Below are 23865 nucleotides of genomic sequence, written 5' to 3'. Positions count from 1 at the left end.
GATGCTTCGACGCGACAATGAGGTACATCGCAAGCCTTGATTCTCTGGGGTGGATCTTCGTGCAGGCATCACGATTCCCGCAATCATGACATTTGCCCTAAGTAGTCGTGCCGACGCAGCGCGATACTACAGACAGTAGTGAGCACGTCGCCCACACGCACAGGCATTTTTCTGCGTGTGGCCGCCCAGTGGAGGTAGCGAAACACATGATTGCCCCAAGCCGGAAGAAACCAGACACGGCCCCGCCCCTGTTGACGGTGCGAACGAACGCCACGGGTATCGCTGTGAGGGGAGAGAGGTGAAGACGATGAGTGGGACCGCGATCTCTTTGTGCGGTGTGGGCAAGAGCTACTGGGAGGTCACCGCCGTTGATGATGTCAGTTTAGAGATCCCGCGCGGACAGGTGGTGTGTCTACTGGGACCAAATGGTGCCGGGAAAACCACGCTGATCGACATCGTGTTAGGTCTCACGCCTCCTGAAACTGGCAGCGTCGAATTATTGGGTTTCTCGCCAGCCAGTGCCGTGCAAGTCGGGGCCATCGGGGCGGTGTTGCAGGCCACTTCGTTGCTCGATGACGCGACCGTCGGGGAACTGATCGCGATGGTCTCGAGGTTGCACAAGCATCCGCTCGGGGTTTCGCGGACGTTGCAGAACGCAGGGATCGCGGATCTGGCTCGCCGTCGCTCCACGAAATTGTCCGGCGGTCAACGGCGACGGGTGACCTATGCCCTGGCTATTGCAGGCAACCCGGATATTTTGGTGCTCGATGAGCCGACTGCCGCGATGGATGTTGCGTCCCGTCACGCTTTTTGGGCATCAATTCGTGACATCACGAGCGTGGGCAAGACGGTGCTGTTTGCGACTCATCATCTGGCTGAAGCCGAGAAATTTGCTGACCGGGTGATCTTTATACAAGACGGCCGGATCATTGCCGACGGCACGGTGACCGAAGTACAGGAGTTGGCGGCCGGACGAGAGATCTCGGCAACGATCCCGACCGGTGACCACGAACAGATAGCCACGTTACCGGGGGTGATCGAGGCCAGCTGGCGACACAATCGTGTCACCCTACTCAGTGCACGGTCGGACGACACGTTACGCGCACTGGTGCAACGAGTGCCCTCGGCGGAATCGATTGAGGTGGCTGGACTGTCACTCGAGCGCGCGTTCCTTACCCTCACGGCACAGCAGAGAAAGGTGTCGTGATGCTGGGCTACCTCACCCTGGAACTTCGCCGTGCCTTGCGCGCGTCAGGCACGCTACTTTTCACTCTGGTTTTCCCGGCGGTGTTCTACGCGCTCGAGAGCCTGCTCTTCAGTGATTCAGGCTCTGCGGTTGAGCCTCGACAGATCATGATCGGGATGAGCGTCTGGGGCACCGTGACCGCTGGACTGCTCGTGGGCACTCGCATTGTTGATGAGCGTGCGACCGGGTGGCAACGCGTCCTTCGTCTCACGCCACTGTCTGGGCGCGGCTACCTGACTACAAAAGTCATCGTCGGTGTCTTCGTGGGGCTTCCTGCCGTGATTGTCGTGCCTGTCGTGGCGGTTTTGCTCGACGGGGTCGCGCTGACGCCACGTGACTGGGCATTCGCAACGGTGGGCGTGTGGATCGGTTCGATCCCCTTCGCCGTCTTAGGCGTGACGATCGGGCTTTTCGCCCAGAAAGAGAACGTGCAGACGATCGTCATCGTGTTGATGCTCGCCCTGGCCACGCTCGGAGGACTCTTTCTTCCACTGAACCTGCTACCGGAGGTGTGGACCTCGGTTGCTCAGCTGATGCCGAGCTACTGGCTCGCCGAACTCGGGTTGGCAGGTACAGACCCGGTGCGCGCCGTCCCCGCGATCATCATCCTCACAGCGTGGTTCGGGGTCTTGGCCCTCATATCTCTGTGGCGGTATCGCCGTGTCGCTGAGAGAATCTAAGGAGGATCGGAGGAGATGATGAAGACACCGTGGGCCGCAGTACTGATTGTTACCGGCTTCATGGTGCTCACCATCCCTTCCTGGGTGTCGCTGTTAAGCGAACCCGAGTATGCGCCGTATAGCACCTTCCTCATTATTCTTGCCGTCGTCTACGGGATCACGACCATCGCCTCGGCGTTTCTGGTCAACCTCCGCAGGGCAGCGGCACTCCGAATCACTGCCGTGATTCTCGTCGGCTCCCTGGGGTTGATCCTGGTGGTGTTGCTCGGGGCGGGAAGTGCCCCCATTTTCGCGCCAGCGCTCTGTCTGATGCTTGTCCTCTTGCCCCGTGTGCCAGGGATCGTCACGGCCATGGTGGGCCTGCTTGTCCTGGGGGTGGTGAGCTTTGTTGAGGGGGTGGCCCATGAGAACGTTCCGAATTTCGTGATGCTACTTTCGGTAGCTATCGCCACGGTGCTCGTCCTGCAACTCGTGGAGGTCAACGAACAACTCGTTGACGCCAAAGATGCGATAGCTGATATGGCCGTGCTTCGAGAACGCGAACGAGTCTCGCGCGACCTGCACGATGTGCTTGGTCGCTCAGCGACCACGATTGCCCTCAAAGCCCGACTGAGTGCTGAGTTGCTCTCGCGTTCCGACCACCGTCGAGCCCTGGCTGAAGTCGAGGACATCAACCGGCTGGCTTCAACCATCTCTCGGGATACTCGAGACGCCGTGCGCAATCTGCGCCAGACGACGCTCGACGCAGAACTCCTTGCAGCGGAAGCGACCGCACACGCCGCGGGTATACGGCTTGATATTCACCGTATGGGAATCCCAGAACCTCGCGACGAACCTGTCCTGGCAATGGTCATTCGAGAGTCTGTCACGAACGCGGTGCGACATGCGAATGCGAGCCTGATATCCATCACCGTCGAGGCCAGTGGTGTGGAAATCGCCGACGACGGTCACGGCGGGTCTGTGATCGAAGGCGAAGGTATCCGAGGTATGAAAGATCGGATCTGCGCATGCGGTGGAACCCTCAGCGTCGACAGTGGCCAGAACCAGGGGACCGTGGTGACAGCGAGGTTGCCGTGATTCGTATCCTTCTTGCCGATGATCAGCTGATGTTTCGCCGAGCCCTGTCAACCTATATCGAGCTCACAACCAACTTCGAGGTCGTAGCTGAAGCATCCGATGCGGACCAGGCACTGCACTCGATTCGACACACGCAACCCGACGTTGCACTCCTGGACATCCACATGCCGGGAGACGGTCTCATGGTCGCACAAGAGGTGGCCCGATGGGGTGCGAAGACTCGAGTAATAATGTGTACAACATTCGATCGGCCCGGATACGTACTTCGAGCATGGCAGATCGGTTGCGCCGGATTCGTCACCAAGGACAAAGAACCGAGTGCACTCATCAGCGTGATCCGAAGGGTCGCTGCCGGGGAGCGCGTGTTCGATCCACAGCTTCTCCAAGAGGCTCGGACCTGGGGAGCGAACCCGCTGACGGCCAGAGAGCGAGACGTTCTGCGTGCAAGCGCCGACGGTGTGGCGGTGCGTCAGATCGCCGCTCGTCTCTTCCTGAGCAACGGAACAATCCGCAACCATTTGTCGTCGGCGATCGGAAAGACCGGGGCGTCCTCTCGAGCCCAGGCTGTCGAACGGGCCCGTGAACGCGGTTGGCTCTGAGATGGTCGCTGGCCTGTTACTCTCCAGGCCCGACCCTAGCCCGCTCATCAGTTGACTCAGCTGCTCACCAGAGGAGTTCTCCGGAAGAGGTACTGGATGGTAATGTTCATCACATGATCTCCCTCGGGCACATCGATGCTGAAGTGCAACGTGCCGACGAAAACGCCGTCACACCCCGCGTGGATGCCAAACTCTGCGCTGTGCTCAAACGCTTGACTGCACGGCGTGCGGTCCAACACGCCAGTCTCGCTTTGGCCAGTGGAGAGGGAACTCGCTACTGGGCGGGTGCCTCAGGGCCGGCAGATGAGTCGGGTACGCCCATGGGTCCGCAGACGCCCTTTTTTATCGCCTCGGTGACCAAAATCTTCATTGCCACACTGTTGTTGCAGGCTGTCGAACGGCAGGAAATAGAGTTGAACGCTCCCCTGACTCACTATCTCCCGGTGGAGGTGACTGAGGGTTTGCATCTCTACCGTGGCAAGGACTACAGCTCCCAGATAACTGTGGGCAATCTGGCCACCCATACCTCTGGGTTGCCCGATTATTTGGAGAAGCGCCGAGACGCCAGGAGCCTCTACGACTACCTAGCCTCCGGAGAGGATATTGGGTGGGATTTCACCCAGGCGTTGAAGATTTCCAAGGAGCAACAGCACCCACACTTCGCCCCGCAGGATCTCGATGCCAAACGACAGAAGGCCCGGTACTCCGATACCGGGTTCCTGTTGCTGATTCGTGTGCTGGAGGAGGCCACCGGCCAGTGCTATGCGGACCTGCTCAGGCAACGCATCACCGGGCCGCTGGGCCTGAAGAAAACTCAGCTACCCGGTGCGGTACCCGATGCCCAGTGTGCTCAGCTGAGCAGGAGGGGTCAGTGGGTCCGACTCCCAGAGCTGATCCGCTCCAGCCACGACCTCATCAGCACCCCCGCAGAACTCATCACCTTTCAGCGTGCCTTGCTGGGAGGGGAACTCTTCAACGATCCCGCTACCAGCGGTCTGCTGACTCAGTGGAGAAACCGGCTCCGGAACATTCCCATCCTGAGTTATGGGCTGGGGACGATGTATTTCCGCGAGCTGATCGGTCACTCGGGCGCCACCGGCACCTGGCTTTTCTATTCGCCAAAACGAGACCTCTACCTCGCCGGTACGGTCGATATCACCAGTGGCCAGTCGCTACCCTTCCGATTGTTTCCAACCTTGGTGCGTGCCTGGGGGTAGGTCTTAGGCCATCTGTGCGGTCATCGGGATCCGTCCTCCGGCGATCACCATCTGCACCTGCCGGTCTGAGAGCCGGTGACGCAACCGCACCTGGCGCTCGCCGATGGTTGCGGTCAGCTCTGACCCGTTCTTTAGGGCTTCATGGAGACCATCGAGCACGAGCACGTCGTCCTGGTTGACGGCATCATGATCGGCCGGATCGGCAAATTCGAGGGGAAGGATCCCGAAATTCGCCAAATTCTGCCAGTGAATCCGGGCGAAGGATGTAGCGATCACGACCCGCAACCCCAGGTAGCGGGGTGCCACGACAGCATGTTCGCGGGAGGAACCCTGTCCGTAGTTCTCGCCACCGATCACCGCGTGGCCACCCTGTTGCTGTTGGGCCCGGCGCGGATACGTCGCATCAATGCGTTCAAAGCAGAAATCGGAGATCCGGGGGATATTGCTGCGATAGGGGAGCACTCGGGAACCGGCGGGCATGATCTCATCGGTGGACACATCATCATCCATCACCAGCAGCACCGGTAGCTCGACGGTATCCGGCAGGGGGTCGAAGTCTGGCAACGAGGAGATATTCGGTCCTTTGATCAGCTCCACCTCACGGGCCTGATCCTCCGGTAGCGGGGCAAGGAGCATCGCGTCAAAGGTGCTGAAGCTCTCGGGCATCTCCGGGCGCGGATAGCTGATCCCGTGGCTATCGGCTAGCGTGCGGGGATCGGTGATCCGTCCGGTCAGGGCAGCTGCAGCGGCGGTCTCCGGGGAACACAGCCACACCGAGTCTTCTTCGGTCCCCGAACGGCCCGGGAAATTGCGCGGCATGGTGCGCAGTGAATTCCGCCCACTGGCCGGGGCTTGCCCCATGCCGATGCACCCCAGACAACCGGATTGGTGGACCCGCGCTCCCGAGGCGACCAGCGAGCTCAACCATCCGCCGGCCACCAAATCAGCGAGCACCTCGCGGGAGGTGGGGTTGATATCGACCGATACCCGCGGATGAGTTTGCCGATCGTGGAGAATCTCGGCGACGACCGCGAAGTCACGCAACCCGGGGTTGGCAGAGGATCCGACGACCACCTGGTAGACCTCCTCGTCGTCGACCTCGGCTACGGGCACCACATTGCCCGGCGAGGACGGGCGGGCAATGAGTGGCTCCAGGTTGGACAGATCGATGTGTTCGGTCACGTCATAGGAGGCGTCGTCGTCGGCGACGAGAGGCGTGAAATCTTCCTCACGGCCCACGGCCTGAAGATAAGTGCGGGCGGCATCATCGGCGGGAAACACGCTCGTGGTCGCGCCGAGTTCGGCGCCCATATTGGCAATGACATGCCGGTCCATCGCCGTCAGACCGGAAAGGCCGGGACCGTGGTACTCGATGATGCGACCGACACCGCCTTTGACCCCGTGCCGGCGCAACATCTCCAACACCACATCTTTGGCGGACACCCAGTCGGGGAGCTCCCCGGTCAGCTCGACTCCCCACACCTCGGGCATGGTGACATACAGTGGCTGACCGGCCATGGCCATGGCGACTTCCAAACCGCCGACACCAATGGCCAGCATGCCCAGTGCCCCGGCCGCGCACGTATGTGAGTCCGAGCCGATCAGGGTCGTCCCAGGTTTGCCAAAGTGTGCCTGGTGCACCGGATGGGAGACGCCGTTGCCGGCTTTGGAATACCACAGGCCGAAGCGTTGGGCCGCCGATTGTAGAAAAACGTGGTCATCGGGGTTCTTTTCATCGGTCTGGAGGAGGTTGTGGTCGACATACTGCACCGAGAGATCGGTGCGGATCCGGTCGAGGCCCAAGGCTTCCAGCTCCAGCATCACCATGGTGCCGGTGGCGTCCTGGGTGAGAGTCTGATCGACGGTCATCGCGATCTCTTCACCGGGGGTGAGTGTGCCGTCGACGAGGTGGGAGGCGATGAGCTTCTCAGTAACACTGCGAGCCATGACTATTCCTTCCGCAGGGTGCTCATACCTAGTTAGCTACTTGGTCAGCTATCTAGCCAGAGGGCGCACTTCCGTCTCGGGGCAACGATTCGATTGGCGTCGGGACGGAAGTGCGCCTGCGCCGGATTAAGCTTTCACTCTTGATCCTATCCCGGACGTGACCGGCGGCATAGTGGTGACTCAGCGGTAGCTACGAGACAGCCTGCGACGACAGAAAGGCATGCCATTCCGACACCACGTTGCGTGCCCAGTTGCGCTCACCTCAGGTGATATGTGCACCTGTTCATCACGTATTTACCCAATGGTTCAGGAAAGTATAACCTGATCATTTAGTCTCCCTGTACGGATCGCCGGTACTGGCCGGTAGAACTCACACCTCACGCGATACCTTCAGGAGCAGGAGAGATGTCACAGACCACCGTCGACCGTGGTACAGAGAGAGAAAAAGAGGCTGAGGTACAGTCTGAAGAAAGTCAGCCCAAACGCAGTCCTTTTGAGAGAATGGGGCTGACCGGCACCGCTCTGAGTGTTGCCAACTGGCTGTCAGTCATTGCAGCGATCTACGTGCTGATCACTGCGGTGAACGTCATCGGTTCCGGTTTCAAGATCGCCACCGGAGACCAGGCTGAAGACCTGTTCAGTTTCGCCTCCAACCCCATCGTGGGGCTGATGATCGGTGTGGTAGCCACCGCCCTGACACAGTCCTCGTCAACCACCACTTCGGTGACGGTAGGTATGGTGGCCGGCGGGATGCCACTGGACGTGGCCGTGCCGATCATTATGGGTGCCAACCTGGGGACCACGCTGACCAATACCTTGGTCTCGCTGGGTATGGTCCGCGATAAGGAACAGTTCCGGCGCGGTTTCGCTGCGGCCACCGTCCACGACTTCTTCAACTTGCTCGCCGTGCTGATCTTCCTGCCGTTGGAAATGATTTTCGGCCTGTTGCAGTCGGTCGCCACTGCAGTTGCTGATGCCACCGTCGGCAGTGACGTGACCATCATCAACGCGATCTTCGAAGGTATTGGGGCGGTCGTCTCCGGGGCCACCGAACCACTGGCCAACGGTATTGAATATGTCTTGGGCTTCCTGCCCGAAACCTGGCAGGGGGTCGTGATGATTCTGGTCGCCATCGGATTGATCCTGCTCGTGATCAACTTCATCGGCAAGATGCTCAACATTCTGATGGTGGGTAAGGCCAAGCAGGTGTTGCACACCGCCATCGGTCGCGGTCCGGTCACCAGCATCGCTTCCGGTACTGTGATCACCGTGATGGTCCAGTCCTCCTCGACCACCACCTCGCTGGTGGTGCCGCTGGCTGGCTCCGGTGTCTTCACCCTGAAACAGATCTACCCCTTCACCCTGGGTGCCAATATCGGGACCACGATCACCGCGCTGGTCGCAGCGTTTGCCTTCGAGGGAGTTGAGGCTGCTGCGGCACTGACCGCGGCTCTGGTTCACCTCTCTTTCAACCTTTTCGCCACCATCGTGATCTACGGTTTGCCCTTCCTACGCAACCTGCCGCCGCGGGGATCGACCTGGTTGGCCAACCTCGCCGCCGAGCGCAAGATCTACGCGGTGATCTGGGCAGTGGGCGTCTTCCTGGTGCTACCACTGATCCTGATCTTCGCCACCAGCGCTTTCTAACCGGTGCCACCCTTTCGAGAGACGAAGGACTGACTCATGAGCGAAAACAACGAGCTAGACCAAGACATTGAAACCCGTCTGGAACGTGTGTTGGCCGACACCGAGACCTCCATGGCTGAGTTGCGGGAGGAACTGACCCGGATCCAGACCGAACGTCGCCAACACCAAGAGGTCGACAGACTCGAAGAACACCTGGCCAACGCCACGGTCCGCTGGTCCAAGATCAAAGAGTTCCTGCAACTGATGGTTGCTGAACTGCGCGGCGCCCAGATTCACGCTGAGGACGCATCGGCCGAGAGCGCTGAGCAGGCCAGCGGACAGCAGGACAGCGGGGAGGAGAAGAACTAACTATGCGCAAAGTGTTTGCACTCAGCGCCGTGGGCGCTCTAGCCCTGACTGCCTGCTCAGCCGAAGCTGAGGAGGCCACCAACCCCATCGTGGCCCGCGGTTCGACCACCGTCGCTCCGATCACCGAGCTGATTGCCAACGACGGTGGATACAACGTCGAGATCACCGCGGAGGGCACCACCAACGGATTCGATGCCTTCTGCACCGGCGATGTCGCGATCAACAACGCCTCCGAGGCCATCCCTGGCGAGGATGCGGAGACCGACTACCTCAGTTTGTGTGAGGAGAACGGTGTGGAGTTCATCGAGCTACCCATCGCGCTGGACACCCTGGCTGTGGTGCGAAACTCCGCCAACGACTTCGCCGGTGACTTGACCATGGACGAGTTACAGGCCATCTGGGAGCCGGGTTCGGACGTGACCACCTGGTCTGATGTGCGCGAGGACTGGCCGGATGAGGAGATCGAGCTGGTCGGTCGTCCCGCCGGGTCGGGTACCTTCGACTACTTCACCCACCACGTCAATGGTGAAGCCGGAGAGATCCGCGATGACTACCGCAAAACCGATAACCTCGATCAGCTGGCCACCTGGATCTCTGAGGACGACAACGCCCTGGGGTTCATGGGTATCGGTAACTACTTCACCTCTGCCGATGACGAGGTGCGCGATGAGCTCGCCACCGTCAGTATTGAAGGTGTCGACCCCAGCCTGGAGAACGCCCAGAACGGCACCTACACCCCGCTGACACGGCCGCTATTCATCTACGTCAACCTCGACTCCCTTGAGGAAGACGAGAACCTGGAAGAGTTCGTCACCTACTACGTGGACAATGCTTACGAGATCATGCCACGGACGTTCTTCTACCGCCTCGGCGAGGACGACTACGAGAATGTGCGGGCCCGTCTTGAGGACCGCACCACCGGTTCCATTTACGAAGGTGACCCCTTCCGGTCCGAACCAGTCAGCGACCTGCTCGACTAGCTCGACTAAGACCGGTTCGAGTCAGTCGGCTACTACCGCCCGACTGCCACTGCTGACTGCCACTGTCAGACACGGCCACGGTCTGGTTGAATGACTTTATGAGTACTTCAGCGCAGACCGTGGCCGATGTTCTTGATCAGGCACCTATCTGGGATGGGCATAATGATCTGCCCATCGCCCTGCGGGTGCGATATGGCTATTCCGTGACCGAGGCCGGACTAGCCGAAGGCAATACCTCTCTGCACACCGATATCCCCTCCCTGCAAGCCGGTGGGGTCGGCGCCCAGTTCTGGTCGGTCTTTGTTCCCTCGACCTTCAGCGAACCCGAGGCCGTGGCCGCCACGCTGGAACAAATCGACTGCGTCTACCGGCTCGTCGACCAGTTCCCGGACGTATTCGCCCTCGCCGACTCCGCTGATGGAGTCCGTGTCGCCTGGAAGCAGGGCAAGATCGCCTCGTTGCTCGGGATGGAAGGCGGGCACTGCATCAATGAATCCCTGGCTGTCTTGCGGATGATGCGCCGGTTGGGAGTCACCTATATGACCCTGACCCATAACGACAACACCTCGTGGGCGGCCTCAGCCACCGGAGACCCGGTGGAATTCGGGCTCACCGAATTCGGCCGTGAGGTGGTGGCGGAAATGAACCGGATCGGCATGCTGGTCGACCTGTCCCACGTCGCCTCCCAAACCATGCGCGATGCCCTGGACGCCTCCACGAAACCGGTGATCTTCTCCCATTCCAGCTGTCAAGGCATCCACGACCACCCGCGCAATGTACCCGACGACGTGCTCGGCCGGCTGGCCACCAACGGGGGAGTCCAAATGGTGACCTTCGTGCCCGAGTTCATCGCCGCCAACAAGGACCATGCCGGCATTGATGATGTTGTCGCCCACCTGGAACACGCCCGCGAGGTCGCCGGAATTGATCACATCGGTCTCGGTGGAGACTACGACGGCATCCCGTCGGGCCCGAAGGGCTTGGAACGGGTTGATGGCTACCCGCGGTTGCTTGAGGCACTGGTGGACAAGGACTGGTCTACCACCGACCTGGTAGCACTGACCAGCGGAAATATTCTCCGGGTTCTCGGTGATGCCCAGAGCCAGTGACCATAGCGAGCTGCTACATCCGCTGTCGTCGCTTAGACACAATTAATCTGTCGCCGGTTCCAGCCGATCAATCCGATGACGATCCCGCCAACAGCGATAGCCAGGAGCACTCCGACGGGACCTAGTTCAACCTGCTCCACCGGATATTCAGCCAGATGACCAAAAATATCAAGGTTTGCGAGCGCATCGGGAAGTTCCAGGAGCTGACCGAAGGTGGACATCACTGCGCCAAAACCGACGAAGAACCATCCGACTCCAAGAGCAATTTTCGGTAGCCATCCCAGTAATCCAACGACAACGCCGATCAAAGCCAGGACCGCGGGTACCTGCACAATACCAGCCAGCAACAGGTCCGCGAAGTACTTGCCACCTTCGGTATCTAGGGAGGCCAAGGCCCCCAAGCCCATACCCACGCCGACCACCACCTGAATAAGCAAGACCCCGAGGATCAGCACTCCCAGATGCGCGCCAAGCCAGGCGGTTCGACTCACCGGCGCCGACATCGCGTATTCAGCACGGCCAGAGTTTTCCTCACCGCGCACTTGGTGGAGTCCGCTAACCCCGGCAGCGCCGATGAAGACAGTCATAAACACAGCTATATAAGCCAAGTAACCTCGCAACATGTCCTCTCCGGCAAAGACTTGGGCCATCTCCGGCGGGAGGTCATCGGCAACGTCAACAACCGTCTGAGCGAAACTGCCAAACATCAACGAGGCCAGCAACAGCGCGATGACCCACCCAGTCAACGTGCCCTTGAGGGTGTGAAGAGCTAAGCCCTGCGGGGTACCCAGCAACGGTCGAGCCACCCGGGGTCCCAACCGGGTCGGCACGAGGCTTGCTCCGACGTCACGGGTTGTAGAAAGCCAGTAGCCTAACCACACCAGGAGTATCGCGAAACCAGTCGGAATCAAAAGAGGCCACCAACGGTCGTCAACATAGGGTGCAGTTTGTTGAGCCCAGGCCAGCGGAGAAAACCAGGACAGTGTGCTACCGCCAGGTTCAGCGGCATCACCTCCCATCCGGACGAGAAAGGCAAGGCCGAGCGTGGCTCCGGCGATGCCCGAGGCTGCTCGGGAGGACTCGCTCAATTGTGCAGCCACGGTAGCTATACCAGCGAAAAAGAGGCCGACCGCGCATGCGCCGATGGCGACCAGCAGGGAGCCTTGCACAGCATAGTCGGCTGACAGTGCTGCGATCCAGATCAGCAGGCCAACGACAAGATTGCAGATTCCGGCCAACAGCAATGCTGCGGTCAGGGTGGCATGGCGGCCCACAACGTTGGCCCGGATCAGCTCAGCACGTCCGGTCTGTTCCTCCAATCGGGTGTGCCGTACCACCGTAAATATGCTCATCAGCCCAACGAGTAGATAAAGGTAAAGAACGTATCCGCCGGAGAATAACCGTTCATGGGTTGGGTTTTCCATCCCGAAACCGGGACCACTGATCATCCTTCCCAGTGGATCAGTAAACATAGTGGTCATTGTCCGCAATTCGTCCTCGGTTTCGGCCAAAAACTGGATCGCATGGGCAAAGTAGAAGCCCAAACACCCAATCCCCACAATCCATGCTGTCGCGCGAATTCGGTCGCGACGCACCATGAAACGGAGCAGAATGGCGGTACCGGAAAAAGGCGCCTGCCTCCTCGCGGGCTTGAGAGCATACTGGGCTCGGCCTGATTTAACACTCATCTCAGGACACCTCCTTCGGTGTGCCGGAGCTTGCATCACGTGCGGAGAGACCATCTCCATAGTGGCGCATCAGCAGTTCCTCCAATGTTGGCGGATGCGCCATAATGGACCGAACGCCCAGTTCAGCCAGGTCGCTCATCACCTCGTGAATGTGGTCGCCATCCACCTGGAAGATGGCGCGTTGTCCCTCAGTGCGGAAGTCATGGACAAAGCTTTGATTGGCAAGCGGTGCGGCCGAACGGGCGGTTTCAACCTCTAGCGTGGTTCTGCTCATCAGGCGCAACTCGGTCAGTGAACCAGACTGTACGATACGGCCAGCGCGGATAATCGACACCCGATCAGACAGCGCCTCAACCTGAGCCAGAATATGACTCGAAAGCAGTACTGAGCGACCCTGGTCTTTGATCTCGTGGATGACTTTCTGGAAGACTGCCTCCATTAAGGGGTCAAGCCCTGCAGTGGGTTCATCTAAAAGTAACAGGTCCACGTCCGCTGCCAGGGCAGAGATCAATGCCACTTTCTGCCGGTTGCCCTTGGAATAGGTTCGAGTCTTTTTCCGCGGATCGAGGTCGAACCGTTCGATCAGTTCATCGCGCCTGGTTGGGTGATAAGTTCCTCGCAGGCGGAGGAACATATCGATGACCTCACCTCCGGTCAGGTTTGGCCAAAGCTCCACGTCACCGGGCACATAGGCCAAGCGCTCGTGTAAGGCGACCGCATCACGCCATGGGTCGCGCCCGAAGAGTTCAATATGTCCGGCATCGGCGCGCAGTAAGCCTAGCAGTACCCGCATGGTGGTCGACTTACCTGCACCATTCGGGCCCAGAAAACCATGCACCTCACCGGGTTCCACAGACAGGTTTAGGCCATCCAGCGCTCGGACCGAGCCGAACGTCTTGACGAGATTTTTGGCATAGATCACCGCAGTATTCTCGTTCATCGCACCTTCCTTTGATTAGTCCTCAGGTGAGGAGTACCTTTCAACAAAGTCCACGAGGTCAGGATTTGCCTCGGGAATAAGCACGCCCTGCAGAAAAATCTCAGACACGGCGGCGACATAAGGGCCCCACTGCTCGGGAGGGTCGTCTATCGGAGAGCTTCCCAAAAGCCGTTTCATCTGCTTGTGGAGGACCAAGGAACCAAACGACATCAACAGGAGTAGGACCGCACGATGACGCCTATTCTGGCTGGAGCGCATTTGCCCGAGTTCTTCGGCTTCCCCTGCATAGACCAAAAAGTCCTCAATCAACTGATCAAAAAGTTCATCGACTTCCTCTCCACCTTCAGCAAAGGCTCTAACGACGTAGCGGGCAAGGTGGCTCGACTCTTGGATGGCATCGAAGATGTAGCTCTGCGGAAAATGTCCTTCACGGTAGACCGCATTGAGTTTTGCGGCCCGAATCCGTTCAGCGGCGTATCTGTCGCAAGCTTTGCGCAGCTGGGCCTTGGAACCGAAATGGTGGACCACTAACGGAGCAGAAACTCCGGCTCGGCGCGCAATAGTCTTGAGCCCCACGTTATTCAAGCCGTGCTCGGCGAAGAGCACGAGCGCTGCATCTCGGATACGTTCTTTGGCCGATTTTTCCTGTTCAGAGCAGGACGAATTGTCGTCGCTGGCGAGGTGATCCGTGACAGCAGTGGAGTGCTCGTGATGTCCGATGTGGGGATTGGAGGCTCCGTAACGGTAGACCATCATCGCCGTCTCCCTTCGCTATAACCAGGGCGCCTCAATTAGTGTTGAGCCCCGGTATGAAAGACGGTAGCTGAACGGTCATTTAGCCCACAAGAACACTGAATACAAGGTGTTCAGCGTTCAGTGGGAATTCCCGACAGCGAGCTTTGCATCGACCAGACCCTCGAGATTTTGCAATGCTTGCGACTCGATGGTCGTCAGTAGTCCTTTAAGCGAATAGTGCGATAACGACGGGAGGTTACCGTTCCGGTACCGGGCAACGGCCGGTTGCGATCTGGTGATACCGCAAGGGCTGAAGGAGCCGCCCAAAGTAAACCTTGAGGAACATGTTCCCGACACAACGCCGATCCGGCCTGTTCGGCTTAACGTGAATGTCCCGGGAGGAGGGCACTTCCAGAAAGGTCACCTAGGGACTCGTTTCGTCCGTTTTGTGGCTTGAGCTTGGCGGCATGGAGAGCGGAGAGACCAACTAGAGCGAGGTATCTCGTTGCAAGGGGCTCTTCGTCAAGCACTGAGGCTCGAAAAAGTACTTGCGGACGACCCGTCGCGACACCGGGAGAGTGACATCGGTATGAGGTGACGGCGACCCAGGGGAAGAAGACCTTACGCCCATTGTCCAGGGTCCGGTTCGAGACCCCGCTCTGACTTAGGGTGGTGAGCTCCCCTCCGGTGCGCAAATACGTCAAGTCCAGCGACACAGCGAGATGAGGGATTGGGACGAATCCCGTCGTGGCATTTCGGTCAGGCTTGAAACGAAGTCGCAGCATGCACATGAACAACTCAGGATCGTAGAAACCCACCGCGGTTTCTGAATATGTCTGTGAAACTGGCTTTGACTCAGCCTTGTTGACAGCCTCCACACAGGGTTTTTAGTGTGTAATGTATGTCACAGTCGCGTCCGGTGTTGACCATTCTCATCCCCTCCGACCGGGACCATCCCAGCCCGGTCCCTGCCGGTCTGGACAGGATCGAAGACCGAGTCGAGATTCGGTTGTCCGTCGCCGAGCAACTGCCCGAAAAACTCGCCGGAGCCCACGGACTACTGTTGTGGGATTTCTTCTCCGATGCGATCCAGAATGCCTGGCATACCACCGAGCAGCTGGAATGGATCCACGTCGCCGCAGCCGGCGTGGACAAGTTGCTCTTTGACGAGCTCCGTGACTCCGAGGTGACCGTCACCAACGCCCAAGGCATCTTTGACCGGCCTATTGCCGAGTGGGTTCTGGGCGCTATTCTCGCCGAGGCCAAGGACTTTGCCGGCAATTACCGGTTGAAAAACACCAAGTCGTGGAAGCATCGGGAAACCACACGGGTCGAAGGCGCCAAGGCCCTGGTGATCGGCACCGGCGCGATCGGACGAGAGATCGCCCGAATGTTGCGCGCCGCCGGACTGAACGTCACCGGTGCGGGCCGACGCGCTCGCGACCACGATGAGGACTTCGGCGAGGTCGTGCTTTCAGAAGATCTCATCCGCCACGTCGGAGAGTTCGACGTCATGATCAATGCGGCACCACTGACCCCGGCCACCACCGGGCTCATCGACGCCGAGGTGCTCGCCGCGGTCAAACCAGGGGCTCATGTGATCAATATCGGTCGCGGGCCCAGTGTGGATGAATCAGCACTCATCACAGCATTGCGTGAAGGTCCCTTAGGTTTTGCCTCACTGGATGTGTTCACTGAAGAACCCCTCCCACAGACCTCAGAACTGTGGGAGTTGGACAACGTGATGATCTCATCGCATATGTCCGGGGATGTCACAGGCTGGCGCGAGGCACTGGCCGAACAGTTCCTCGACAACGCCGAACGCTGGTTGGCCGATCAGCCGTTACACAATGTCGTGGATAAGACCGCCGGCTACGTACCGGGTGTGGGCTAGCAACCGGTGGGGCGATGTGACAGGAGCAGGCATGACCGATCTCGCCGAACTCAGCGCCAGCGAGTTAGTGCAAGGGTACGCCCAACAAGACTTCACCCCGGTGGAGGTCACCGAAGCGGTGCTGGACCGGATTGACCAGGACAACGGGGATCTGAATGCCTTCGTGCTTGTTGCTCGGACCGTGGCCCTGTCGATGGCCGAAGACTCTACCCGACGCTGGAAAAACGGGGAGCCCCTGGGCCCCGGTGATGGTGTGCCCACCTCAATCAAAGATCTGCTCCTGACCAAGGGGTGGCCCACGCTGCGCGGTAGCCGGCTCATCTCCGAAGACGGGCCCTGGCCCGATGATGCGCCCGCCGTGGCACGGTTGCGCGAAGCCGGTGCGGTCTTTATCGGAAAGGTCACCACCCCCGAGTTTGCTTGGAAGGCCCTCACCGACTGCCTTCGCCACGGAGTCACCACCAACCCGTGGGATATTTCGCGACACGCCGGAGGATCCTCCGGTGGGGGAGCAGCAGCGGTCGCCGCCGGGATGGGGCCTTGGTCGGTGGGCACCGACGGTGGTGGCTCGCTACGTATTCCGGCGTCCTTTACCGGCACAGTCACCCTGAAACCGACCTACGGCACGGTGCCCCTCTACCCCTCCTCACCCTTTGGAACCTTGGCCCACGGTGGGCCAATGACCCGCACAGTCACAGATGCCGCGGTGATGATGGACATCATCTCCGGTTTCGACTCCCGCGACTGGTCGGCCCTGCCGACCCCCATCGGATCATTCACCGAAGGACTCGACGACGGGGTCCGCGGCGTGCGGATCGCCTATTCTCCCACCCTTGGTTTCGGGCGCAACGACCCTGAGGTGCAACGCCTGGTCGAGAACGCGGTGCACGTGTTTGAAGACCACGGAGCTCACATCGAGCAGGTGGATCCCCCGATCAGTGATCCGATTGAGCCGTTTCAGCTGTTGTGGTTTACCGGAGCCGCCAAAGTGCTTGAAGCCTACGGCCCCAACGCCCTGGAGGCTATCGATCCTGGGCTGCGTCAGGGAATCGAGAAATATCACCACGCCTCTGCACTGGACTACCTTAGCGCCCAAGCCGTCCGGATGGATCTGGGCATGACCATGGGTGCTTTTCACGAGACCTACGACCTGTTGGTGACACCGACCATGCCGATCACCGCCTTCGACTGCACCTCTCAGATGCCGGTCGACTGGGAGGGCGAATTCTGGACCTCGTGGACCCCCTATACCTACCCCTTTAATATGACCCAGCAACCGGCAGCCTCTGTTCCCTGCGGTGTGTCACCGGCCGATGGGCTCCCGGTGGGGTTGCAGATCATCGCGGCCCGCACCCAGGACCGGCTGGTGCTACGCGCTGCCCGAGCCTACGAACAGGCCGCAGGTGAGCAATTCGTACGGCCGATCCGGCCTCACGCGGCCTAAAACCCGCGTCGAAGCGCGTTATGCAACGACATGTTACTGCCCAAACGGCGAGAACTGGCCGGGGCTGACATGATCGAAGAGACCGTTGAGCGTTTGTGTAGGCTGGTGCCCAGCAGCGCGCATGCGAAGCCTCGCGCCTGGCGATGAACTGACCGGGCACCGCTGCGAACACTCTTGTACACAGCCGTGTGCTCCTAGTGTGTGTTCACAGATGCGAGGGCGCTCTAGGGGCAGTGACCTATGAAAGGACAGGAGCCCGGGCTTCGCGTCCAGCGCTTGGCCTCGGGCGAGTGCATTATGCGTCTGATCTCTTCTTCACACCTACTGATTCACCGCGAGGCTCCGGGTGCTGTGGTGGTGTTGCCACGATGACAGCGATAACTTTCACCCTGAATCACACTCGCTTTGACGAGAACTACCAGCCACTGGACGGTACCCGGCTGACCACCAACTTCGCCAATCTGGCCCGTGGTGAAAACCGTGAGCAGAACCTGCGCACTGCCCTGCGTATGATCGATGATCGGTTCAATGAGTTGATCACCCAGGGTAATGCCAGTGGCCAGCGCTACCGAGTCCAGCTCGAGATTGTCTCGGTGGCCATCGATCTGCCGTCCCAGGACGCTGAGGAATCCTCTTTCCCGGTGATCGAAATGCTACAGACCACCGTGATCGACACCCAGACGCGGCAACGCATCCCTGGGGTGGTGGGGAATAACTTCTCCTCTTACGTGCGTGACTACGACTTCAGCATCCTGGCCCGCGAGTACGCCGAACGCGATGAGCCGTTACCGGAGGACTTCGGGGTACTCCACGGCAATATTTTCAAGGGCTTCGTAGAGTCCGAGGCCTATCAGCAACAGTTCAGCAAGCTACCGGTGATCTGCATTAGTGCCTCGACCAAGAAGACCTATCACCGCACCGAGCACCAACACCCGGTGCTGGGGGTGGAGTACCGGCAGAATGAGTTCTCGCGCACCGATGAGTACTTCGCCAAGATGGGGATGGCAGTCCGCTACTTCATGCCACCGAAGAGTGTTGCCCCGCTGGCGTTCTACCACTTCGGTGATCTGGAAGCCGACTACACCGATCTGGAACTAGCCTCCACGATCGCGACCATGGAGACCTTCCAGCGGATTTATCGACCCGAGATCTACAACGCTCACACCCCGGCTGGCGAGGTGTATCAGCCCGGCCTGGAACACACTGACTTCTCGCCAACCCAGGTGGTCTATGACCGGGAGGAACGCTCCCGGCTCGGTGTGGAACAGGGCCACTTTGCCCTGGAGAAGCTCATCACCCCGCACCGGGAGACCTTGGAACAGTGGTCGTCGCAGTACGCCGACCACCACCCGCACGCACAGGGAGCCACACGATGACGAAACTTCTACCCACCACCTCCGCCGGAAGTCTGCCCAAACCCTCCTGGCTGGCCGAGCCAGAAAAACTTTGGTCACCCTGGCAACTGGCAGACCAGGCACTGGCCGAAGGCAAACGCGACGCGCTCTTGCTGGCCCTGGCCGAGCAACGCGGTGCCGGCATCGATATCGTCAGCGACGGCGAACAGACCCGCCAGCACTTCGTGACCACCTTCATTGAGAATCTCAACGGTGTGGATTTTGAAAACCGCAAGGTGGTCCAGATTCGGGAGCGCTATGACGCCTCGGTGCCGGTGGTTGTCGATGAGGTCACGCGCAAAGGGCCGGTGTTCGTCCAGGACGCCCGGGAGCTACGGGCCCACACCGAGGCAACGATCAAATGGGCGCTGCCCGGCCCGATGACCATGGTCGATACGTTGTATGACAACTACTACGGTAGCCGGGAGAAGCTGGCCTGGAAATTTGCCGAGATCCTGAATGAAGAAGCCAAAGAACTCGCCGAAGCCGGAGTGGATATTATCCAGTTCGATGAGCCGGCCTTCAACGTGTTCTTTGACGACGTCAAGGCCTGGGGCGTGCAGGCGCTGGAGCGGGCTGCCCAAGGGCTGAGCTGTCAGACCGCCGTGCATGTCTGTTATGGCTACGGGATTGAGGCCAATACCGAGTGGAAGAAGACCCTAGGCGAGGAATGGCGTCAGTATGAGGAGATCTTCCCCCAGATCCAGCAGTCCAGCATTGATATTGTCTCGCTGGAAGCTCACAACTCGCACGTGCCGATCGAGCTCATTGAGCTGGTGCGTGGCAAGAAGCTGATGGTGGGGGCGATCGATGTGGCCAGCCACACCGTGGAGACCCCCGAAGAGGTCGCTGACACGTTGCGCCAGGCCCTGAAACACGTGGATGCCGAAAACCTCTGGGCCTCCACCAACTGCGGGATGGCCCCGTTGCCACGGGATGTGGCCCGAGCCAAGCTCCGTGCCTTGAGCGCTGGGGCCGCGATCCTGCGAGAAGAACTGAGCTCCTAACCCCATACCGGCAACGCTGTGCACGCGGTCGTCCGGGGTGTAACAACCTCGGCCACCGCGTGTGATGGGCCTGAACTTCGGTAGGATGTGGGTGACCTCACGGGCGCTCTGAGCACAGAGCTGAGATCGGACCAAGGCTGTCCGAGCACCGTTTGAACCTGTCCGGGTCATGCCGGCGAAGGAAGAAGGAGTTCTTGCATGACGCATACCTCACCCCTGAACTATTCCACCCACAGCGCTGACTACCTCGTTGACGAAGAGCACGGGATTAAGGTCCCGGTCACCCGCATCCGCCAGGATGATTCTCCCAACGGTGAGCGCAATGAACCGTTCACGGTCTATCGCACCACCGGGCCCGGCTCGGATCCGGTCCGGGGTTTGTCCGGGTTGCGCGAGCAATGGATTGCTGCTCGCGAGGATATCGAGACCTACCAGGCCCGCGGCCGGAAGCTGGAAGATGACGGCGCCAAGGCGCTACGTCGTGGGGCGGCCAGCCAAGAGTGGCAGGGCGCCCAACGGGCCCCGCTGCGGGCCAAGCCCGGGCGTCGGGTGACCCAGATGCACTACGCCCGCAACGGGCAGATCACCCCGGAAATGCGGTTCGTGGCCCTGCGCGAGGGCGTGGATGTCGAGCTGGTGCGTTCCGAGGTGGCCGCCGGTCGGGCGATTATCCCTAATAACGTCAACCACCCCGAATCCGAGCCGATGATTATCGGTAAGGCCTTCAGTGTGAAGGTCAACGCCAATATTGGAAATTCCGCGGTGACCTCCTCGATCGCTGAAGAGGTCTCCAAGATGCAGTGGGCCACCCAGTGGGGTGCTGATACCGTGATGGATTTGTCCACCGGCGATGACATTCACACCACCCGTGAGTGGATTATCCGCAACTCGCCGGTACCGATCGGTACCGTGCCGATTTATCAGGCGCTGGAGAAAGTCAACGGCGACCACCAGGCGCTGACCTGGGAGATCTTCCGCGACACGGTGATCGAACAGTGCGAACAAGGTGTGGACTACATGACGATCCACGCCGGTGTGTTGTTGCGCTACGTGCCGTTGACCGCCGAGCGGGTGACCGGGATTGTCTCCCGCGGTGGCTCGATTATGGCCGGCTGGTGCCTGGGCCATCATCAGGAGAGCTTTTTGTACGAGAACTTTGATGAGCTGTGCGAGATCTTCGCCCAGTACGATGTGGCCTTCTCCCTGGGAGACGGGTTACGCCCGGGCTCGTTGGCCGATGCCAACGATGATGCGCAGTTCGCCGAGTTGGAGACCCTGGCCGAGCTGACCCAGCGGGCCTGGGAGTACGACGTGCAGGTCATGGTCGAAGGCCCCGGCCACATTCCGTTGCATTTGGTGCGCGAGAATGTCGAGAAACAACAACAACTGTGCCACGGTGCCCCGTTCTACACGCTCGGGCCGCTGGTGACCGATATTGCCCCGGGATATGACCATATCACCAGCGCCATCGGCGCCACTGAGATTGCCCGGTACGGGACCGCGATGCTGTGCTACGTGACCCCGAAGGAACACCTGGGGTTGCCGAACCGGGATGACGTGAAAACCGGGGTGATCACCTATAAGATCGCTGCCCACGCCGCGGATGTGGCCAAGGGCCACCCGGGGGCTCGGGACCGGGATGATGCGCTGTCGAAGGCACGGTTCGAGTTCCGGTGGCGCGATCAGTTCGGGCTGTCGTTGGACCCGCAGACCGCCGAGGAATTCCACGACGAGACTCTGCCGGCCGAACCGGCTAAGACCGCGCATTTCTGCTCGATGTGCGGGCCGAAATTCTGCTCGATGCGGATCTCGCAAGATATTCGGGATGAGTTCGGCAATGTCGATGAACAAGCCCGGATCGTGCAACAGGGCATGGCGGCCAAGGCGCGGGAGTTTCGGGAGGCCGGGGGCACCGTATACCTTCCGGACCCGGCGTTCCCGGCCCGCTAGGAGGACCCCGTTACGTAGTCTGCCCGGTGGTGGCGCGTGGAAGCGTGACGGTCACGATCAGTCCACCACCCGGGCGGGCCGTGAGCTCCAGCGCACCGTGGGAACGTTCCACGATGGCGGCCACAATCGCCAGGCCGAGCCCACGGCTGGCGCCACCGGCGCGGCCCCGGGCAGTGTGGAAGGGCTCGGTCAAATGGGCAAGGACCTCGGGATCAATGATCTCACCGGCACCCTCCACCTGAAGCTGTACATCACCGGTCTCATCCGTGTCGACCGGGGGCTTAGCGGGGCCCAGGGTTGCGGTGCGCACGGTGAGCACACCGTTGTCCCGATTGTGCCGGATCGCGTTTTCCACCAGATTCTGCATCAATTGCACGAGCAATCGCTCGTCGGCGTCGGCCACCGCCGGACCCAACTCGGTGGTGACCTGTAGCCCGCGCTCGTCGGCGGCGACGGTGTACTGGTCGAGCACCGTCTCGGCGACCTCGGCAAGATCCACCGGGCCGGTCTGAATTCCGCCGGCTTCGGCCTCGGCCAAGTCCAGCAGGGATTCCACGGTGCTACTACTGCGCGCATTGAGTTCGGCCAATCGCTCGAGTACTTGGCGATCCACGACCCCGGGGGTTGCCCGGGCCACATCCAGGATGGTTTTGGAGGCAGCCAGCGGGGTGCGTAGCTCGTGGGAGGCATTGGCGGCAAACCGGCGTTGGGCGGTGTTATAGCGCTGAATGTTCTCCAGCATCGCATCGAAGGTCTGGGCTAGATCGACGATCTCATCGCGGGGCCCGGTCAGTCCGATCCGATGGTCCAACCGGCCACTGGCAGCGATCTGGGCGGCCTCGTTGATCTGGGCCAGCGGACGCAGCATCCGACCGGCCAGCCACCAGGCGACCAGCGAACTGAGTACAGCCAAGATCAGCAGCACAATAACCGAGACGGTGATCAGCAACGTGATGAGATCTTCGCGACTGTGGACCTCGACAGAGAAACTGCCGCCGGGGCTCTCGGCGCCATCAGCCACCTCTGATCCCTCGGTCCCGGCCGGTGGGTGGGTGCTATCGGGGACGATGAGCACCGAACCATCCTCGCCGGTAGCACCGACGCGTCCGAAGGAATAGTCCGGCCCCAGCCCCAGGTAGGTCACCAGCACCGTCAACAGCACCGCCCCGCAGATGATGACCAGCACCGCGTAGGAAAAGGCCAGGCGGGTCCGGGCGCTGAACCGGTGGGCCGGGCGCAACCGTTGGGGCGGCTGCTCAGTCATGATCGGCCCGCGGGCTGGTCGTGGGGGCCGGCTCGGGGTCGGCATCCACCGTGTAACCCACCCCGGAGATGGTACGGATCACCCAGGGCTCGCCGAGCTTGCGGCGCAGGGAGCTGATGGTGACCTTCACCGACTGGGTGAACGGGTTGGCGTTTTCATCCCAGGCTTCGGCCAACAGCTGTTCGGCGCTGATCACCCGGCCAGGCTCGCACATCAGCGTTTCTAACACCGCAAATTCCTTGGGGCTGAGCCGAATGTTGCGCCCCGATCGGGTGACCTCGTGCCGGAAAGGGTCCAGGGTTACCCCGCCGGCACGGTATTGGGCCGGGCGCGGGGTGAAGCGACGACGCCCCAAGGCCCGGACTCGGGCCACCAGCTCGTCGAATTCAAAGGGCTTGGTCAGATAGTCGTCGGCGCCTAAGGACAGTCCGTCGACTTTCTCCTCGACTAGCCCGGCGGCGGTGACCATCAGGATCGCCGGCCGATCCACCTCGGCGTCCAGGCGCTGGCAGACCTCGTCGCCGTGTACGCCGGGGATATCCCGATCCAACAGCATCACGTCGTAGTCAATAGTGGCCACCGCGTGTAACGCCTGGTGGCCATCGGTGGCGATATCGGCCGAGATGGACGATAGCGCCAGCCCGTCTCGGATCGCTTCGGCCAGATACTGCTGGTCTTCAACGATCAATACCCGCATGA

At 60.5% G+C, this 23865-nt stretch carries 20 protein-coding genes and 1 riboswitch; of the genes, 14 read left to right on the top strand and 6 right to left on the bottom strand.

The window, feature by feature from the left end; genetic code table 11:
* The first annotated feature begins 307 nt into the window (after positions 1-307).
* The 5 genes from DCC25_RS05085 to DCC25_RS05065 all read left to right on the top strand — a co-directional run bounded on the left by DCC25_RS05085 (position 308) and on the right by DCC25_RS05065 (position 4819).
* Positions 308-1207, top strand: coding sequence for an ABC transporter ATP-binding protein (locus DCC25_RS05085; RefSeq protein WP_110100849.1), 900 nt, complete (start codon positions 308-310; stop codon positions 1205-1207).
* The gene (locus DCC25_RS05080; protein ID WP_110100848.1) at positions 1207-1926 is read left to right on the top strand and encodes an ABC transporter permease; all 720 of its coding nucleotides are present in this window, start codon (positions 1207-1209) and stop codon (positions 1924-1926) included. The genes DCC25_RS05085 and DCC25_RS05080 overlap by 1 nt, the downstream gene beginning before the upstream one ends.
* Before the next feature lie 15 nt (positions 1927-1941).
* Positions 1942-3003, top strand: a complete 1062-nt coding sequence (locus DCC25_RS05075; protein ID WP_110100847.1) for a sensor histidine kinase — start codon at positions 1942-1944, stop codon at positions 3001-3003.
* Positions 3000-3602, top strand: a complete 603-nt coding sequence (locus DCC25_RS05070) for a response regulator transcription factor (protein WP_110100846.1) — start codon at positions 3000-3002, stop codon at positions 3600-3602. Before DCC25_RS05075 ends, DCC25_RS05070 begins: the two co-directional genes overlap by 4 nt.
* 113 nt (positions 3603-3715) lie before the next feature.
* Positions 3716-4819 (top strand): serine hydrolase, encoded by a 1104-nt coding sequence (locus tag DCC25_RS05065; RefSeq protein WP_110100845.1) that lies wholly within the window; start codon positions 3716-3718, stop codon positions 4817-4819.
* A 3-nt stretch (positions 4820-4822) separates the two neighbouring features.
* On the opposite strand, the gene DCC25_RS05060 is transcribed toward DCC25_RS05065, so the two are convergent.
* Positions 4823-6766 (bottom strand): aconitate hydratase, encoded by a 1944-nt coding sequence (locus tag DCC25_RS05060; RefSeq protein WP_110100844.1) that lies wholly within the window; start codon positions 6764-6766, stop codon positions 4823-4825.
* A gap of 405 nt (positions 6767-7171) precedes the next feature.
* Between DCC25_RS05060 and DCC25_RS05055 the strand changes: the two genes are divergently transcribed.
* The 4 genes from DCC25_RS05055 (at position 7172) to DCC25_RS05040 (ending at position 10850) form a co-directional block, all read left to right on the top strand.
* Entirely contained in the window at positions 7172-8413 is a 1242-nt protein-coding gene (locus DCC25_RS05055) for a Na/Pi cotransporter family protein (protein WP_110100843.1), read from the top strand.
* A gap of 36 nt (positions 8414-8449) precedes the next feature.
* On the top strand, positions 8450-8761 hold the full coding sequence (locus DCC25_RS05050; protein WP_110100842.1) for a hypothetical protein: 312 nt from the start codon (positions 8450-8452) through the stop codon (positions 8759-8761).
* Between the two features lie 2 nt (positions 8762-8763).
* The gene (locus tag DCC25_RS05045; RefSeq protein WP_110100841.1) at positions 8764-9741 is read left to right on the top strand and encodes a PstS family phosphate ABC transporter substrate-binding protein; all 978 of its coding nucleotides are present in this window, start codon (positions 8764-8766) and stop codon (positions 9739-9741) included.
* A gap of 98 nt (positions 9742-9839) precedes the next feature.
* Entirely contained in the window at positions 9840-10850 is a 1011-nt protein-coding gene (locus tag DCC25_RS05040; protein WP_110100840.1) for a dipeptidase, read from the top strand.
* Between the two features lie 32 nt (positions 10851-10882).
* Here the strand turns inward: DCC25_RS05040 and DCC25_RS05035 are convergent, their stop codons facing one another.
* The 3 genes from DCC25_RS05035 to DCC25_RS05025 are packed head-to-tail and all read right to left on the bottom strand — an operon-like array spanning position 10883 to position 14234.
* The gene (locus DCC25_RS05035) at positions 10883-12538 is read right to left on the bottom strand and encodes an ABC transporter permease (RefSeq protein ID WP_110100839.1); all 1656 of its coding nucleotides are present in this window, start codon (positions 12536-12538) and stop codon (positions 10883-10885) included.
* A gap of 1 nt (position 12539) precedes the next feature.
* Positions 12540-13478, bottom strand: coding sequence for an ABC transporter ATP-binding protein (locus DCC25_RS05030; RefSeq protein ID WP_110100838.1), 939 nt, complete (start codon positions 13476-13478; stop codon positions 12540-12542).
* A gap of 15 nt (positions 13479-13493) precedes the next feature.
* Positions 13494-14234, bottom strand: coding sequence for a TetR/AcrR family transcriptional regulator (locus DCC25_RS05025; RefSeq protein ID WP_110100837.1), 741 nt, complete (start codon positions 14232-14234; stop codon positions 13494-13496).
* Between the two features lie 880 nt (positions 14235-15114).
* Here DCC25_RS05025 and DCC25_RS05015 point away from each other — a divergent pair.
* The 5 genes from DCC25_RS05015 (at position 15115) to thiC (ending at position 21902) form a co-directional block, all read left to right on the top strand.
* Positions 15115-16107 carry a D-2-hydroxyacid dehydrogenase gene (locus DCC25_RS05015; RefSeq protein ID WP_110100835.1) on the top strand — a complete coding sequence of 331 codons (993 nt, stop codon included), beginning with the start codon at positions 15115-15117 and terminating at the stop codon, positions 16105-16107.
* 31 nt (positions 16108-16138) lie between these two features.
* Complete coding sequence (locus DCC25_RS05010) at positions 16139-17551, top strand: amidase (RefSeq protein ID WP_110100834.1); 1413 nt, start codon at positions 16139-16141, stop codon at positions 17549-17551.
* A gap of 368 nt (positions 17552-17919) precedes the next feature.
* Positions 17920-18927 carry a putative oxygenase MesX gene (locus DCC25_RS05005; RefSeq protein ID WP_110100833.1) on the top strand — a complete coding sequence of 336 codons (1008 nt, stop codon included), beginning with the start codon at positions 17920-17922 and terminating at the stop codon, positions 18925-18927.
* Entirely contained in the window at positions 18924-19952 is a 1029-nt protein-coding gene (locus DCC25_RS05000) for a methionine synthase (protein WP_110100832.1), read from the top strand. Before DCC25_RS05005 ends, DCC25_RS05000 begins: the two co-directional genes overlap by 4 nt.
* 89 nt (positions 19953-20041) lie before the next feature.
* Positions 20042-20153, top strand: a riboswitch (TPP riboswitch).
* On the top strand, positions 20151-21902 hold the full coding sequence (thiC, locus tag DCC25_RS04995) for a phosphomethylpyrimidine synthase ThiC (protein ID WP_110100831.1): 1752 nt from the start codon (positions 20151-20153) through the stop codon (positions 21900-21902). (Overlaps the previous riboswitch by 3 nt.)
* 10 nt (positions 21903-21912) lie before the next feature.
* Here the strand turns inward: thiC and DCC25_RS04990 are convergent, their stop codons facing one another.
* Positions 21913-23166, bottom strand: a complete 1254-nt coding sequence (locus DCC25_RS04990) for a HAMP domain-containing sensor histidine kinase (RefSeq protein ID WP_158524726.1) — start codon at positions 23164-23166, stop codon at positions 21913-21915.
* The gene (locus tag DCC25_RS04985; RefSeq protein WP_110100829.1) at positions 23159-23863 is read right to left on the bottom strand and encodes a response regulator transcription factor; all 705 of its coding nucleotides are present in this window, start codon (positions 23861-23863) and stop codon (positions 23159-23161) included. The genes DCC25_RS04990 and DCC25_RS04985 overlap by 8 nt, the downstream gene beginning before the upstream one ends.
* Positions 23864-23865: the final 2 nt, after the last annotated feature.

Source organism: Auritidibacter sp. NML120636, assembly GCF_003185945.1.
In the GTDB taxonomy this organism is placed as follows: Bacteria; Actinomycetota; Actinomycetes; order Actinomycetales; family Micrococcaceae; genus Auritidibacter; species Auritidibacter ignavus.
Note: the sequence above shows the minus strand (reverse complement) of the source record. Positions and strands in the feature narration are given on the sequence as shown.